At 63.4% G+C, this 14,621-nt stretch carries 14 protein-coding genes; 9 read left to right on the top strand and 5 right to left on the bottom strand.

Features of this window, described 5'->3' with window-relative positions; genetic code table 11:
• The first annotated feature begins 212 nt into the window (after nucleotides 1–212).
• Nucleotides 213–1,124, top strand: a complete 912-nt coding sequence (locus NKJ77_RS22000; RefSeq protein WP_023671416.1) for a S1C family serine protease — start codon at nucleotides 213–215, stop codon at nucleotides 1,122–1,124.
• A 40-nt stretch (nucleotides 1,125–1,164) separates the two neighbouring features.
• Here NKJ77_RS22000 and NKJ77_RS21995 read toward each other — a convergent pair whose 3' ends face one another.
• On the bottom strand, nucleotides 1,165–1,779 hold the full coding sequence (locus NKJ77_RS21995; protein WP_032898146.1) for a hypothetical protein: 615 nt from the start codon (nucleotides 1,777–1,779) through the stop codon (nucleotides 1,165–1,167).
• 169 nt (nucleotides 1,780–1,948) lie between these two features.
• Between NKJ77_RS21995 and NKJ77_RS21990 the strand changes: the two genes are divergently transcribed.
• From NKJ77_RS21990 to NKJ77_RS21960, 7 genes are all read left to right on the top strand, one after another.
• Entirely contained in the window at nucleotides 1,949–2,545 is a 597-nt protein-coding gene (locus NKJ77_RS21990) for a YdeI/OmpD-associated family protein (RefSeq protein WP_023693762.1), read from the top strand.
• A 210-nt stretch (nucleotides 2,546–2,755) separates the two neighbouring features.
• Nucleotides 2,756–3,814, top strand: a complete 1,059-nt coding sequence (locus NKJ77_RS21985; protein ID WP_032898147.1) for a GSU2403 family nucleotidyltransferase fold protein — start codon at nucleotides 2,756–2,758, stop codon at nucleotides 3,812–3,814.
• Nucleotides 3,815–4,022: 208 nt separating this feature from the next.
• Nucleotides 4,023–5,231, top strand: a complete 1,209-nt coding sequence (locus tag NKJ77_RS21980) for an ABC transporter substrate-binding protein (RefSeq protein ID WP_023689847.1) — start codon at nucleotides 4,023–4,025, stop codon at nucleotides 5,229–5,231.
• A 14-nt stretch (nucleotides 5,232–5,245) separates the two neighbouring features.
• Nucleotides 5,246–6,037 (top strand): ABC transporter ATP-binding protein, encoded by a 792-nt coding sequence (locus NKJ77_RS21975; RefSeq protein WP_352535758.1) that lies wholly within the window; start codon nucleotides 5,246–5,248, stop codon nucleotides 6,035–6,037.
• Entirely contained in the window at nucleotides 6,034–6,738 is a 705-nt protein-coding gene (locus tag NKJ77_RS21970) for an ABC transporter ATP-binding protein (RefSeq protein WP_023727088.1), read from the top strand. The genes NKJ77_RS21975 and NKJ77_RS21970 overlap by 4 nt, the downstream gene beginning before the upstream one ends.
• Nucleotides 6,739–6,916: 178 nt before the next feature.
• Nucleotides 6,917–7,804, top strand: a complete 888-nt coding sequence (locus NKJ77_RS21965) for a branched-chain amino acid ABC transporter permease (RefSeq protein ID WP_023693757.1) — start codon at nucleotides 6,917–6,919, stop codon at nucleotides 7,802–7,804.
• A 1-nt stretch (nucleotide 7,805) separates the two neighbouring features.
• Nucleotides 7,806–8,792 carry a branched-chain amino acid ABC transporter permease gene (locus NKJ77_RS21960; RefSeq protein WP_023727091.1) on the top strand — a complete coding sequence of 329 codons (987 nt, stop codon included), beginning with the start codon at nucleotides 7,806–7,808 and terminating at the stop codon, nucleotides 8,790–8,792.
• Here NKJ77_RS21960 and NKJ77_RS21955 read toward each other — a convergent pair.
• The 4 genes from NKJ77_RS21955 to NKJ77_RS21940 are packed head-to-tail and all read right to left on the bottom strand — an operon-like array spanning nucleotide 8,786 to nucleotide 13,374.
• Nucleotides 8,786–9,730 (bottom strand): Csu type fimbrial protein, encoded by a 945-nt coding sequence (locus NKJ77_RS21955; RefSeq protein ID WP_023827213.1) that lies wholly within the window; start codon nucleotides 9,728–9,730, stop codon nucleotides 8,786–8,788. The two genes, NKJ77_RS21960 and NKJ77_RS21955, sit on opposite strands and share 7 nt — an antisense overlap.
• Nucleotides 9,731–9,744: 14 nt before the next feature.
• Complete coding sequence (locus NKJ77_RS21950; RefSeq protein WP_352535757.1) at nucleotides 9,745–12,162, bottom strand: fimbria/pilus outer membrane usher protein; 2,418 nt, start codon at nucleotides 12,160–12,162, stop codon at nucleotides 9,745–9,747.
• Nucleotides 12,134–12,856: a fimbrial biogenesis chaperone gene (locus NKJ77_RS21945; RefSeq protein ID WP_023715167.1), complete on the bottom strand. Its 723-nt coding sequence runs from the start codon at nucleotides 12,854–12,856 to the stop codon at nucleotides 12,134–12,136. The genes NKJ77_RS21950 and NKJ77_RS21945 overlap by 29 nt, the downstream gene beginning before the upstream one ends.
• A 26-nt stretch (nucleotides 12,857–12,882) precedes the next feature.
• Entirely contained in the window at nucleotides 12,883–13,374 is a 492-nt protein-coding gene (locus NKJ77_RS21940) for a Csu type fimbrial protein (RefSeq protein ID WP_023685937.1), read from the bottom strand.
• A gap of 818 nt (nucleotides 13,375–14,192) precedes the next feature.
• On the opposite strand from NKJ77_RS21940, the gene NKJ77_RS21935 reads away from it, so the two are divergent.
• On the top strand, nucleotides 14,193–14,582 hold the full coding sequence (locus NKJ77_RS21935) for a DUF427 domain-containing protein (protein ID WP_023824480.1): 390 nt from the start codon (nucleotides 14,193–14,195) through the stop codon (nucleotides 14,580–14,582).
• Nucleotides 14,583–14,621 lie beyond the last annotated feature (39 nt).

Genomic DNA, 14,621 nt, shown 5'->3' with positions numbered 1-14,621 from the left:
GCTTGGCGCTGCGGCGGACGCATAGGGGGAGAGAAGTGTCACCTATGTATCCGGTTCAAAGTGTTACCCATCTATCGGCTGGACACCGGCAGGCGGATGAGGGGCAGCGCCAGCCTCTGAAATGATTGCCTTGTTGCCTAAGCCCTTGCGCCCTGTGCAGCGCGGCATACCTATAGAGGATACTGCCCACGCATATCTGCCAGGATGACCGCATGCCGATCGATCCCGTTTCCCCGCTCTTGCGCTCCGTCGTTGGCGTGCGCGCCATGGTTCCCGACGATGCCTTCACGGCCAATGCCCTGGGCACGCGCCGGGAAGGCAGCGGCGTCGTCATCCGCGGCGACGGGCTGGTGCTCACCATCGGCTATCTCATCACCGAGGCCGAGGAGGTCTGGCTGACCGACCAGGACGGCCGCGTCGTGCCGGCGCATGCGCTGGCCTATGACCAGGAGACAGGCTTCGGCCTAGTGCAGGCGCTGGCGCCGCTCGGCCTGCCGGCGGTGGCGCTGGGTGACGCCTCGAAGGCGAAGATCGGCGACCCCGTGGTGTTTGCCGACGGCACCGGCCGCTCGGTCAAGGCACACATCGTCACCAAGCAGGAATTCGCCGGCTATTGGGAATATCTGCTCGACGAGGCGATCTTCATTGCCCCGGCGCATCCGTCCTGGGGCGGCGCGGCGCTCATCGGCCAGGATGGCAGCCTGCTCGGCATCGGTTCGCTGCTTTTGCAGATGAGCCGCAACGGCGAGGTCGCCGACATCAACATGGTCGTGCCGATCAACCTTCTGACCCCGATCCTCGACGATCTCCTGACGCGCGGCCAGGTGGCGAAGCCGCCGCGCCCATGGCTCGGCGCCTTCTCGGCCGAGTCGAACGGTGCGGTCGTGGTGATGAGCGTCGCCGAAGGCGGCCCCGCCGCCAAGGCCGGCCTGCGCCAGGGTGACATCATCTCCGACGTTCGCGATGGCGAGGTCGACGGGCTCGCCGATTTCTACCGCAAGCTATGGCAGAATCCGGCGGGTTCGGAGATTCCTCTCAGGGTCGTACGCGACGGCCGCGAAACCTGGCTCAGGGTAAAATCCGCCGACCGCAACAGTTTCTTGAAGAAACCGCATCTGCAGTGAAAGCCAATCTCCCCCCAAGTGGGGGAGATTGGCTGCCCCCTCAATCTCCGCATACCCTAAAAGGCGTCCCTGTGTCCCACTCCGCGAAGGGCACGACCCGGCCTTCGACCGACACGACACTGTCCACCTTGCTGCCATCCTCCTGCGTCTTCATGCTTTTGCCTTTGCCGGTAAGCACATCGTAGTCGCAGCTGCTATCGATTATGTCGGTCTGGTATTTGTAACTGTCATAGGCCACGCCGGCGACGACGAAGGCTTCGTTGCGCCAGGCGATGGTCAGCGTCATGTCGGTCCGCTCGCCGGGGCCGATCAGCCCCGGCAGATAGATCTTGATCGAGCCGTTGGGCAGCAAGGTCAACTCCGGTTCGATGCCGGAGCCCTCATAATGCGGCTGGTCGTAGTCGTTCCATTCGCCGTAGACCTGCTCATGCACGACGCCGGCGGGTTTCAGAAAATTGTACTTTTTGTCCCTCAGGAAGAAATGCATGTCCATGGTATCGTCTTCGGGCTCGGTCTCGACGATCATCGCCAGATCGGCGGCGCCGTCGCCATTGAAGTCGCCGGTCAGCGCGGTGATGATTTTCTGGGTTTCGATCGGTTCGGCCAGTGCCGAGGTCGGCAGCAGAAGGATGAGGCCGAGTAACATCGCTCGCATGGCATTTCCCCCGAATTGCAGTCTGCCTTGCCCGGCTGACCAGCAGGAAACTGCCACGGGCGTCGGCTGCGGCGCAAGCCGGCTCGCAATAGGCTAGGGGGTATCGACGCCGCTGACGGAAACTGGCATCGACAGCCGATACAGCCGGCCCGGCAACAACGAGGTGATGATGGCGCCGTTCAAGGTCGATCCCGACAAGGTTCATGAATTCCCCGATCCCGACAGTTTTTACGCCTGGCTGCGCGAAAATCATGCCGGCGAGAGCGAGGTCTGGATCAAGGTCCACAAGGTCGGCTCGGGCCTCGCCTCGATCACGCCGAAGCAGGCCATCGACGTGGCGCTGTGCTTCGGCTGGATCGACGCCATACGCAAGCCGCTCGACGACAAGAGCTTTCTGCAGCGCTACACGCCGCGCGGCAAGAAGAGCATCTGGAGCAAGATCAACATCGACAATGTCGCCCGCCTGGTCGAGGAGGGCCGCATGACCGAACACGGGCTGAAACAGGTCGAGGCGGCCAAGGCCGACGGCCGCTGGGACCGCGCCTATGCCTCAGGCAAGGACATGAAGATCCCTGACGATCTGCAGGCCGCCATCGACGCCGAGCCGAAGGCGAAGGAGATGCTGGCAAAGCTTTCCGCCCAGAACCGGTTCGCGCTGGCGTTTCGAACGCACAACATGAAGACGGAGGCGGGGCGCAGGAAGAAGATCGAGGCTTTTGTCGAGATGCTGAAGCGCGGCGAGACGATCTATCCGCAGAAGCGGTGAGGCGACGGCAAGCGGCTGCCATGGCGCGCGCAGCTAAAAACCCGCGTGTGAGGTTCTGGCCTCCCTTTCTCGGACATAACCTATTGTTTTTACGGTACTTTCCACTCGGCGTGTGGATGATAGCTGCGATAGTGGAAAAACATAGCAACATATTGTTAATTAAGAGTTTTCCACTATGTTAACTTGATCCTGGCTTAAGAGTGGAAAACGATGCTGAGAGAGTTGACCGGCGAGCAGCGGCGCCAACTCATAGATACGCAACAGGTCTACGAGGCCTGGCAGCGTGCTGATGACCAGCGCCAAAGGCGCTTTGCAGGCAGCATGCGCTGGGTTGAGCGCAGCGGTGCTGAATACCTGCTGCGGAAGGTCCGGCAGGTCGAGAATTCACTCGGGCCGAAAAGCAGCCAGACGGAGAAGGCGTTCGCTGCGTTTTCCGAGGGCAGGGTGCAGAACAAGGATCTGCTGGCAGGTCTAGCCGATCGCCTGAACGGCCTAGCGAAAGTCAATGTGGCAATGGGGTTGGGCAGGGTACCGGCCATCGCCGCACGGATATTGCGGCGGTGCGCCGAAACAGACCTGCTGGGCAAGCAGTTGCTGGTCGTCGGCACGAATGCGCTGTTCGCTTACGAGGCTCTGGCGGGCGTCCAGATCACCAGCGGTCTCACGGCAACCGGCGACATCGACCTGCTCTTCGATTCCCGACGCCGCATCAGCTTCGTGACCGGCGAGAGGGTAAGCCAGTCCGGCCTGATAGGCGTGTTGCGTAAAGTGGACAGGTCCTTCAAGCCGCTCCAGCCCCGGGCCTTCAGGGCAGCGAACCGTGATGGCTATCTGGTCGACCTGATCCGTCCGCAGGCAAGACATGTCCTCAAGGACAACGCCACTACCTCGATTACACAGCTTGCCGACGATCTCGACAGCGCACCCATGGAGGGGCTGCAATGGCTCATCAACGCTCCAAAGGTGGAGGCTGTGGCGATCGATGAGCGTGGCTATCCCGTAAGCATGCCGACGGTCGACCCTCGAATGTTCGCTCTGCACAAGGCTTGGCTGGCCACGCTGCCTGATCGGTCTGCGGTCAAGGCAATGAGAGATCGTGAACAGGCGGAAGCGGCTACACGCATTGCCACGGGCTATCTTGCGCTTCCGCTGGACAGCGAGCATCTCAAAGGGCTTCCGGGGGCACTGCTGGACGCTGCGGCCGCAACGCTCTCTCTGCCTGGCCCGAGCGGCTTTTCCGAAGACCTTCCAATTGAGCCCGACTGGTAGCGGCCGCGCTAGCACGCCATGCTACGAAAATAGCATTCTCGCCTCGCGAAATGTGATGCTACGGTTCCCGGCGCACCCAGGGCGGAGGGGTTGCCAAGAGGAGAAGTGGCGGGCGCTGGCCCGGATTTCAGCGAGAACCGGACGGAGCTGTTGAACCATTGCAAGGCCGCCGCGTTTTCCAGCGTCGGCCACAAGGGAGGAACCACCTGTGAAAGCATCCTATCTCGTCTCAGCCGCGCTGCTTGCGGCGACTGCGATGCCGGCGGCGGCCGGCGAAATTTCCGACGGCAAGGTCAAGATCGGCATCCTCAACGACCAGTCGGGCGTCTATGCCGATTTCGGCGGCAAATGGTCGGTCGAGGCCGCCAGGATGGCGGTCGAGGATTTTGGCGGCAAGGTGCAGGGCGCGCCAATCGAGATCGTCAACGCCGATCACCAGAACAAGCCCGACATTGCCTCCAACATTGCGCGCCAGTGGTACGACACCGAGCAGGTCGACGCGATCATGGAACTGACGACATCCTCGGTGGCGCTCGCCGTCCAGGGGTTGTCCAAGGAAAAGAAGAAGATCGACATCGTTACCGGAGCGGCATCGGCCGACCTGACCGGCAAGCAATGCTCGCCCTACGGTTTCCACTGGGCTTACGATACCCACTCGCAGGCGGTCGGCACCGGCGGCGCGCTTGTGCAGCAGGGCGGCGACAGCTGGTATTTCATCACCGTCGACTATGCCTTCGGCTATTCGCTGAAGGAGCAGACCTCAAAGGTTGTTGAGGCAAGCGGCGGCAAAGTGCTGGGCGAGGTGCGTTACCCCTTGGGATCGACGGATTATTCCTCCTTCCTGCTGCAGGCGCAGTCCTCCGGCGCCAAGGTTATCGGCCTTGCCAATGCCGGCCTCGACACCTCCAATACCATCAAGCAGGCGGCCGAGTTCGGCATCGTCGCCGGCGGCCAGCGGCTGGCAGCACTTCTGTTCACGCTTGCCGAGGTGCACGGCCTCGGCCTGCAGGCGGCGCAGGGCGTGGTGCTCACCGAAGGGTTTTACTGGGACCGCGACGACAAGAGCCGCGACTTCGCCGGGCGCTTCTTCAAGCGCACCAACCGCATGCCCAACATGATCCAGGCCGGCACCTATTCGGCGGTGCTGCAATATCTCAAGGCCATCGACAAGGCCGGCACCGACGAAACCGAGGCGGTCGCCAAGCAACTCCATGAAATGCCCGTCGACGACATCATCAACGCCAACGGCAAGGTACAGGCCGACGGCTCGATGGTGCACGACATGTATCTCTATCAGGTCAAGAAGCCCGAGGAGTCGAAGAAGGACTGGGACTACTACACCTACCTTGCGACCATTCCGGGCGACAAGGCCTTCATCAAGGCTGAAGACAGCGGCTGCCCGCTCGTCACCAAGTGACGCTGGCGCAAGCCGTGGCCGTCCAGCCGGACGGTGCCGGAATCAAGCCGCGGGTGGTGCTCTCCGCCCGCGGCCTGCGGCGCGACTTTGCCGGTTTCGTCGCCGTCAACAATGTCGACCTCGACGTCCATCACGGCCAGATCCATGCGCTGATCGGGCCGAACGGCGCCGGCAAGACGACAATCTTCAACCTCTTGACCAAGTTCCTGCAGCCGAGCAGCGGCAGGATCGAACTGTTGGGCAACGACATCACCCGCACCGCGCCGGCCAGGGTGGCGCGCATGGGTCTCGTCCGCTCGTTCCAGATATCGGCGATCTTTCCGCATCTGAGCGTGCTCGACAATGTCCGCGTCGCCTTGCAGCGGCCGAGCGGGCTCGGCTTCCAGTTCTGGCGCTCGCTGGCCGCGCTTGACCAACTGACTCCACGGGCGCGCGAACTGCTTGCCGTCGTCGGTCTCGACGATGTCGCGCATCGTCCGGCCGGCGATCTCTCCTATGGCAGGAAGCGCGTGCTCGAGATCGCCACCACGCTGGCGCTCGACCCGAAAGTGCTGCTGCTCGACGAGCCGATGGCCGGCATGGGGCACGAGGATGTCGGCGTCATTTCCGGCATCATCCGCTCGCTGGCAACGGACCGCGCCGTGCTGATGGTCGAGCACAATCTCACCGTCGTCGCCGACCTCTGCGACTGGATCACCGTCATGCAGCGCGGCCAGGTGCTCGCCGCCGGCGACTACGCGACGGTGAGCAACGATGAGCGCGTCAGGGTCGCCTACATGGGGACCGAGCAGGGGGACCGAGCATGAGTGAGCCGCTGCTTGCCGTGCGCGATCTCCATGCCTGGTATGGCGAGGGCCATGCGCTGCATGGCGTCAACCTCGACGTTTTTCGCGGTGAGACCGTGACGCTGCTCGGCCGCAACGGCGTCGGCAAGACCACAACGCTGCGCGCCATCATGGGGCTGGTCCGCAAGCGCAGCGGCAGCGTCGCGTTCGACGGCAGCGACCTGATGCGCCTGCCGCTGCATCGTGTTGCCCATCGCGGCATCGGCTTCGTGCCGGAGGAACGCGGCATCTTCGCCACGCTCACCGTCGACGAGAACCTGATCCTGCCGCCGGTGGTGGCCAAGGGCGGCATGAGCGTCGACGAGATCTTCGATCTCTTTCCCAACCTCAAGGAGCGGCGCAACAGCCCCGGCACCAAACTCTCCGGCGGCGAACAGCAGATGCTGGCCATCGCCCGCATCCTGCGGACGGGCGTGCAGATGCTGCTGCTCGACGAGCCGACCGAGGGCCTGGCGCCGGTCATCGTCCAGCGCATCGGCGAACTGCTGGCAACCTTGAAGAAGCGCGGCATGACCATCCTGCTCGTCGAGCAGAATTTCCGCTTCGCCGCGCGCATCGCCGACCGCTTCTATCTGATGGAGCATGGCAAGGTGGTGGAGGGTTTTGCCGTAAGCGAGCTTGCCGCTCACACGCAACAGCTGCACGATGTGCTTGGGGTATGATGACGACAGCCCACGGCAGTACCCCCACCCCGCTGATGCGCAGCGACCCTCCCCACAAGGGGGAGGGTGGAGGGCCACCGCCCTACCTCCCCCTTGTGGGGAGGTCGGACCGAAGGTCCGGGTGGGGGTACGTGCCGCACAGACGCATCCCGCTTGCAACACCCTCGGTGACGGCGCCATGACCATGATCTTCGGCATCCCCGTCCAGGCCTTGCTCGGCCAGATGCTGGTCGGGCTGATCAACGGCTCCTTCTACGCCATGCTGAGCCTCGGCCTGGCCGTCATCTTCGGCCTGCTGCGCATCATCAATTTCGCCCATGGCGCACTCTATATGCTCGGCGCCTTCATCGGTTACCTGCTGCTCGTCCATCTCGGCATCGGCTACTGGCCGGCGCTGCTCCTGGTTCCGCTCATCGTTGGAGTCTTCGGCATGGCGGTCGAGCGCGTGGCGCTGTCGCGGCTCTACCGCCTGGATCCGCTCTACGGGCTGCTGTTCACCTTCGGCCTGGCGCTGGTCATCGAAGGCGTGTTCCGTTTCTACTACGGCGTGTCGGGCAACCCTTATGCCGTTCCGGCGCAGCTTGCCGGCGGCACCAATCTCGGCTTCATGTTCCTGCCCAACTATCGCGGCTGGGTGGTGGTGGCCTCGCTCATTATCTGCATCGGCACCTGGCTCCTGATCGAAAAGACCAGGCTCGGCTCCTATCTGCGCGCCGCGACCGAGAATCCGGAGCTGGTGCAGGCCTTCGGCGTCAACGTGCCGCTGCTGCTGACGCTCACCTATGGGCTCGGCGCGGCGCTCGCCGGCCTTGCCGGTATTCTCGCCGCGCCCGTCTACCAGGTCAGTCCGCTGATGGGCTCCGATATCATCATCGTCGTCTTTGCCGTCGTTGTGGTCGGCGGCATGGGTTCGATTCTTGGGGCCATCGTCACCGGCTATATGCTCGGCCTCGCCGAGGGCCTGACCAAGGTGTTCTATCCCGAGGCGTCGAACCTCGTCGTCTTCGTCATCATGGCGATCGTGCTGCTCCTGCGCCCCGCCGGCCTGTTCGGAAGGGACGCCTGAGATGAGCGAGGCAGCCCTTCACGACCAGCGCACCGCCGCCTCCGTGCGGCTTAAGCGGGTATTGCTGGCATTGGCCATACTGGCGCTGATAGCCGCGCCCTTCTTCGTCTATCCGATCTTCCTGATGAAGATGCTGTGCTTCGCGCTGTTTGCCTGCGCCTTCAACCTGCTGCTCGGCTACACTGGGCTGCTGTCGTTCGGCCACGCCACCTTCTACGGCGCCGCCGCCTATTTCTGCGCCTACGCCGTCAAGGCATGGGGCTGGCCGCCCGAGGCCGGCATCCTGCTCGGCACCGCCGGCGCGGCCGTGCTCGGCCTGGTCATGGGCTTCCTCGCCATCCGCCGGCAAGGCATCTATTTCTCGATGATCACGCTGGCGCTGGCGCAGATGTTTTATTTCTTCTGCGTCCAGGCGCCGTTCACCGAAGGCGAGGACGGCATACAGGGCGTGCCGCGCGGGCATCTGTTCGGCATCGTCGATCTCAACGTCACGCTCAACATGTATTTCGTCGTGCTTGCCGTCTTCCTCATCGGCGTCTTCGCCGTCTGGCGCATCGTCAACTCGCCGTTCGGCATGATCCTGCGTTCGATCCGCGAGAACGAGAACCGCGCCATCTCGCTGGGCTATTCGGTCGGCCGCTACAAGCTCGCCGCCTTCGTCATGTCGGCAGCCCTTGCCGGGCTTGCCGGCGCGACCAAGGCGATCGTCTTCCAGTTCGCGACGCTGACCGACGTCACCTGGCAGATGTCGGGCGAGGTGATCCTGATGACGCTGCTCGGCGGCATTGGCACCATGGTCGGTCCTGTCGTCGGCGCCGGCCTCGTCGTCGGGCTGGAAAACACGCTCGCCACCTCCGGCTTCCCGGTGACCATCGCCACCGGCCTGATCTTCATGATCTGCGTGCTGGTCTTTCGCCGCGGCATCGTCGGCGAGATTTACGCGCGCTGGCTGGCGCCGGCCAACGGCGAGGCGGGCCGCGATCAATAGGTGATGGTCACCACCACCGTGTCGGTGTAGACGCCGGCCGAGGGCGTCGTCTGCGGCGGCACGCGGCCGTAGACGATGAGCGGTTGCGCCAAGCCGGTTCCGGTGCCGGCCACCGTGCTTCCCGGCGTTCCGGCGTCACCCCAGGGCTGCGAGCGCGCGGCGTCCTTGTAGAGGCCGTAGGTGACCCGCTCGCCGCCCTTCGACATCTTGCGATTGGTCGGCGTGCCGCCTGTCGTGCCGCCATTCAGGGAAACCGTATAGGCGGTCGACGGCGTGCAGGTGACCGAGACCTGGCCGGTGGCATCGGCATTGGCGTCGAGCACGCCCTTGGAGCCGAAATCGATGTTCTGGGTGGCGACCAGGCAGTTTGCCGCGACCGTGGCGTTGATGGTGAAGGTCGGATCGGGCGCCGTCAGACCGAAGCCGGTGTTGCAGCTGTTGCCGAGCAGGTCGTTCTGGTAGCGAAACTCGACGTGGATGCCCGAAAATATCGACTGATAGGTGCCCGGCGGAACCGCTGACTGGCCGCCGGTCACCCGAGCGTAGATCGTGGCGCTGCCGGATGCATTGCCGATGAGAATGGGCACCAGCACCTGCGGCGGCGGGCGCGATGCATAGGCCCAGGTATAGGAACCCCACGCGACGCTCATTCCGGGGTCCGAATAGAGCTGGTAGTTAAGGCTGTTGGCGCCGCTCGCCATCTGCCTGGCTGCCGCCGAGGTAGCACCCCCACTGCCGGCGCCGATATGCGGACAGAACAGGATGCGCACCACGCCGCCGGTGCAATTCATGTTGAGTGTCGCCGTCGCGGTGGCTGCGGTGGCCGACAGCGTGTCGATGAGACCGAAATTCATGTCGGTGACGGTACCGGTGCAGCTCTGCGCCCGGGCCAGCGACGGGAGCAGTACGAGGATTATAACGACTGCAGCGCGCATCATTTGGCCTGGGATTTTCATTGGCACACCACATCCTTGATCGTCACTTGCCGGCCTCGCACCGCTTCGAACGGGAAATCCGCTCGGCACGAGCTGCCGTCCGCCAGACCGACCACCACCGCATTCTGCTTGCCGAGGCCCTTGATGTAGGCCTGCCCATCATAGCCGACGACGAAATCTTCCGTGCCGCCGTCGACGCGGCCGGCAAGCCCGGCTTCGAGTGGCGTTCCGCTCGAGTCGACCAGCGTCACCAGCGCGGCCTGCGCCGCCTCAGACACGCCGAACTTCAGCACGACGCCGTTGCGGTCGGCTGGGACGACGGTCTCCTTGGTAGCCGGGACATCCGCGTCGACTGGTAGATTCTTCGGGTCGATGGAGACCGTGTTCAGCTCATAAGAGTTGAGCCCGGTGACCAGGATGCGGCCTTTGCTGTCGGTCCTGCCTACCGGCCGGTTCTGATGCAAGACCTCGACATCAGGCGTGCCGACATCGACGACGGCAAAGGCATCGTCGATGCGGTTGGTGGCGAACACCCCGCCGCCTGCGACCGCAATGGCGCCGTCCATCTGGCCGGTCACGCGAAAGTCCTTGTCGAATTGCTGGGCGCCGGCCTCGAAACGCGCAAACGGCGCGCGGTAGCTGACCGCTGCCGAACGATTGGGTACCTCGCCCTCCGAGGTGCGCAGCCGCCAGCCGATGCTGCCGTCCTCGGCCCGCTCCGATTTGGCGAGGTCGGCAGTGACATTGAGGCCGTCAGGGCCTTGCTCGACGCCTGTCGACGCCGAGATCTCGTCGTTGAACGGGATCGAAATCCCGGCGAACACGCCATAGCTGCTGTCGTCGTCGAGATCGGCGAAGGCGGTGGCATAGAGCGTGCTGCGCTTGAAGATCGCCTGGCTGTAGGACAGGCCGACGATCTGGCTGCTTTCGCCCTCGGCGCTCTTCAAATGCGTATAGGACAGGTTGAGGCTGGAGAAATCGATCGGCATCGGCACGCTGAGTGTCACCTGGTCGACCGCGCGCGGCACGCCGGCGCTGAAACGGGTGAAGTCGTCGGGGTCGAGAACCGGCTCCGCCGTCACCGAGGCGATGTCTTCATAGCCGCCAAAGGCCCGCTGCATGTGGGCGTTGATCGCCCAGCCGTCATAGCCGAATTCGACACTGGCATCGACCAGCGAGCCGGTGCGCCGGTCATGATGGCTGCCGGCGACCGCCAGCGAAGCTGCGCCATATGCCCCGAGCGGGAAGGCAGCACCTATGCCGCCATTGATCAGATCGGCGCCGCCCTCGGCATGGGCTTCCAATGTCAGCCGGTCGGTCACGCCGTAACGCGCGCTGGCGACCCCCATGACGCGGCCGTCATAATCGTCGGAGGAGATGCCGAAATTGCGCCGCGCCATCCCTGCCTCGACGGAAAAGTCGAGCAGTCCCTGGCGCAACAGCATGCTGGAGGCATAGAACGGCAAGGTGGCCGTGGTCTCGCGGCCGAGGCTGTCGCGCAGCACCACCTGCGCCTGTCCGGCGCCCGTGAACACCGGCAGATTGGTGACCTGGAACGGCCCGGGCTGGATGTCGCCGGAATAGGTGCGCACGTTCTGCGTATAGACCTCGAGCGTCGACGGCACCGCCGCCGTGCCGCCGAAGGAGGGCAGAGGTAGCGTCACCAGGTCCGATCGCAGGTGGAAGTTGCGTTGCGCCTGGATGCCGCCGAGATAGATCGGACGCGTCCACGACAATCCACCGGAGATGAAGTCGCCGGCGCGGTAGGTCATCAGCCGGTCGGGGTCGGAATAGCTCCATGTCGTGTTGAGCCGCGTGAAGCCGCCCAGCCTGCCGTCGGAATAGCCGGCGATGAAGGATTGGCTGAGCGTTCCATAGGGGCTGAACACGCGCGCATCGAAGCCGCCGGAAACGCCTTGGAACAGCTCGACGTCCTTGTCGAACAATGTGTTGGAGCTGGCAAACAGCGAATAGTTGAGAACCGCGCCCAAGCCCGATTGCGGCGCCGGCCGGTCCTGCAAGCGCAAGCCGAGATCGACCATGCGCGCCTCGCGGCTGTCATTGGCGGCGGTGACGTAGAGGCGCTGGGCTACCTCATCGATCCGAAACGAAACGTCGGCCAACTGGTCGAGCCTGACCAGGCCGCCGGCGTCGGCTATGTCCTCCGGCGGTTTCAGGCCGACCTCCTTCAGCTCTTGGGGCGCCGCCGCCAGCCCACCATCCGGCATCTCGATAAAATTGCCGACCAGCTTGGTCGAAACGTCGTTGATGAACACCTCGAGATAGAGGCTGCGGCCCGCTGGTAAAACGGAAGCCGGCTGTTCGAGGTTCGTCACGGCCGGAAATTCCTGCGAACGCACCGCCAAGCAAGGTGTGAAAGTCGCAACCGCGACGATGACAGCGACGCTACTTGCCCTTGACGGCAACGTTGGCATCGAAGGGTCCAAGATCGCTCTGTGCCTTCAAAAGCACGGAGCCCGCGGACAGTGATTTGCCGCTGCCGATCGGCCACTGCATGGTCGCGCCGCCCAGGACATAACCGACGAGCCCGTTTCGGTTGCCGAGCTTTTTGCCGTTCTGGGTCAGGGATAGGTTGGACAAGCGGAGACGACTTTCACCGGTATTGCTGGCTGTCAGCACAAGACTGCCGCCCTTGCGCGAAACACTCCAGGCGACTGCCGGCGCGGCCGCATCGGCGTCGCGGAAAAACACCGGCACGGAGTAGCGCAGCGCGAGCGCGACCGTACCGGCCTTCTTGCGCGACGGGTCGGGTAACTCGTCGACGATGACGCGGTAGCTTTCCTCGGCCCGCACCGGCGCCTTGCTGACGCGCACGACGCGAACCACGTATTGGGCATTGGGTCCGAGTTTGGTCGATGGCGGGCTGGCGACGACGTCGGTAGTCGGCGTCAGCGTCTCGATCCCGCCAGCCTGGCTCCAGGCGAAGACGCGTATCTGCACATTGATCGGCCGCTTGGGGTCATCGTTGCTGAGGTTGAGAACCGCCGAGGCGTCGGGCGAGATCAGCTCGAGACCTGTCGGCGCCACCCTGAGCGAAGCGGCTTGTGAGAGACCGGCGCACAGCAACAGAACAGCCGTGGCTCCGATGCGTGAAAGCATGGATCGCATGATTGTCCTCGTGTTGGTATCGATTGTCAGTACGTTATGGTGATCGCAACGGTGTCGGTGTAGAGGCCCGCCGCCGGTGTCGTCTGCGGTGGAACACGCCCGTAGACCGTCAGCGGCTGAATGGCGCCGTTGCCGGTTCCGCCGACCGTGTCGGTGGGGATCGTGGTGCCCCAAAGCTGCGTCCGGGTGCTTTCCCTGTAGATGGTGTAGTCGATCGTCGCCGACGCCGGCCCGGTCATCTTGCGAACAGCAACCGTTGCGCCCGCGCCCGCTCCGGCGCTCAGACCAACATTGTAGGACTTGCCGGTCGTGCATTGCACGTTGATGGTGCTGGTCTGGTCGACATTCGCATCAATGACACCGTGCGAGCCGAAATCGAGATCGCTCGCCGTCTGCACCTTGCATTCGTCGGTAATCGTGATGCGGACATTCATGCTGCCCGTCGCGGTCGCGGCGATCGCGGGCAGGATGGGAAGCAGCGACGCTCCCGCCAGCAGCGCATATTTCAGCAATCTCATGCGTGTTTCCTCCGTCGGGCAGACCGTTCCTCGCAACACAGTCTTGACCCGGATTTCACTCCTACAGCTCCTCCGTTGCATGCTTCGCAAGACATCAACGATACAGTAATGTCATAAGCGAACTGTGCAATGATTATTACAACTTAGATTCGGATTGCGACAGCGAATAACTTCGGTATGTATCGGATAATTTTGGTTAATATTTGGTTAACAGAGATGAAATGGACATTTTTCCGAAGTGAAAGTTTGTCTGTCGAAAATTTATTTTGCTTCTCGTGCCGAAAAGGCGAAATATCTGGCAAATCATCTTGATTTTGTAGAGTCTCACCTGTCGTCCTTTATTATCGATATTTCGCGGCGTGCACCGGCGCCAAGCAGCCATCGCCATAGCCGCGCCGGTAGCTGTTCGCGCCTGTCCAAGCCTTGCGGTCGTGCTGACAGGGCCGCATTCGCCAAAACCGTGTTCCGCCCGGCCCAAGCATGGCCGTCCCGGCTGAGATAAATCCACCGCCGTCGGATCGCGGCGAAACACATGCGAATCGTTCTTGCCACGCTGGCCCGGATTTCCTTCGGCGGCGCATCGGCCGGACGGGAGATGCGCCTGTTGTCCCTTGGAGCCATGATCCACGACCGGCAGCCGCGCGGACCGGCTGCCAGACGTCAGAAAAGGAAGAACGATGAAGAAGACCTATGAAAAGCCACAGCTCGAAAAGCGCCAGAAGCTGTCGCGTGTGACCGCTGTCGCCGGCCCATCAGTGACCAGTGAGAGCTGACGCCGTCGACCGGCATCGAACCACCAGCGGACAAGGAGAGCAGTCATGGATCAGCATGCGAACCCGTCACCCGGCTTCAGGCGCAATCCGGGCAAGGTGATCACCGTCGAGCCCTTCACCGGGCGTGTCGTCGTGTTTGCAAACGGCACCATCATCGCTTCCTCGGCAAAAGCCAAAATGGTGACCGAGCCGCCCCATCCCTTCTCCTTCTACATCCCGTTCGAGGACATCGACTTCCGCAAGCTCAAGAAGACGGAGCGGTCGACGCTGTGCCCCTACAAGGGTGACGCCAGCTACTGGAACGTGCTGCCGGCGGGTGAAACCGGCAACGACGCGATGTGGGCCTATGAGCAGCCCTTCGACGAGATGGCCGAGATTCGCGCCCACGGCGCCTTCTATCCCGACCGGGTCGCCATCGACGCCACGCCGCGCTAGCGCGTCATGCCTGTCGCCCAAAAGTGCCCAGCGTTCTTG

Origin of the sequence: Mesorhizobium sp. M0052, assembly GCF_040323255.1 — a bacterium.
Classification (GTDB): domain Bacteria; phylum Pseudomonadota; class Alphaproteobacteria; order Rhizobiales; family Rhizobiaceae; genus Mesorhizobium.
Note: the sequence above shows the minus strand (reverse complement) of the source record. Positions and strands in the feature narration are given on the sequence as shown.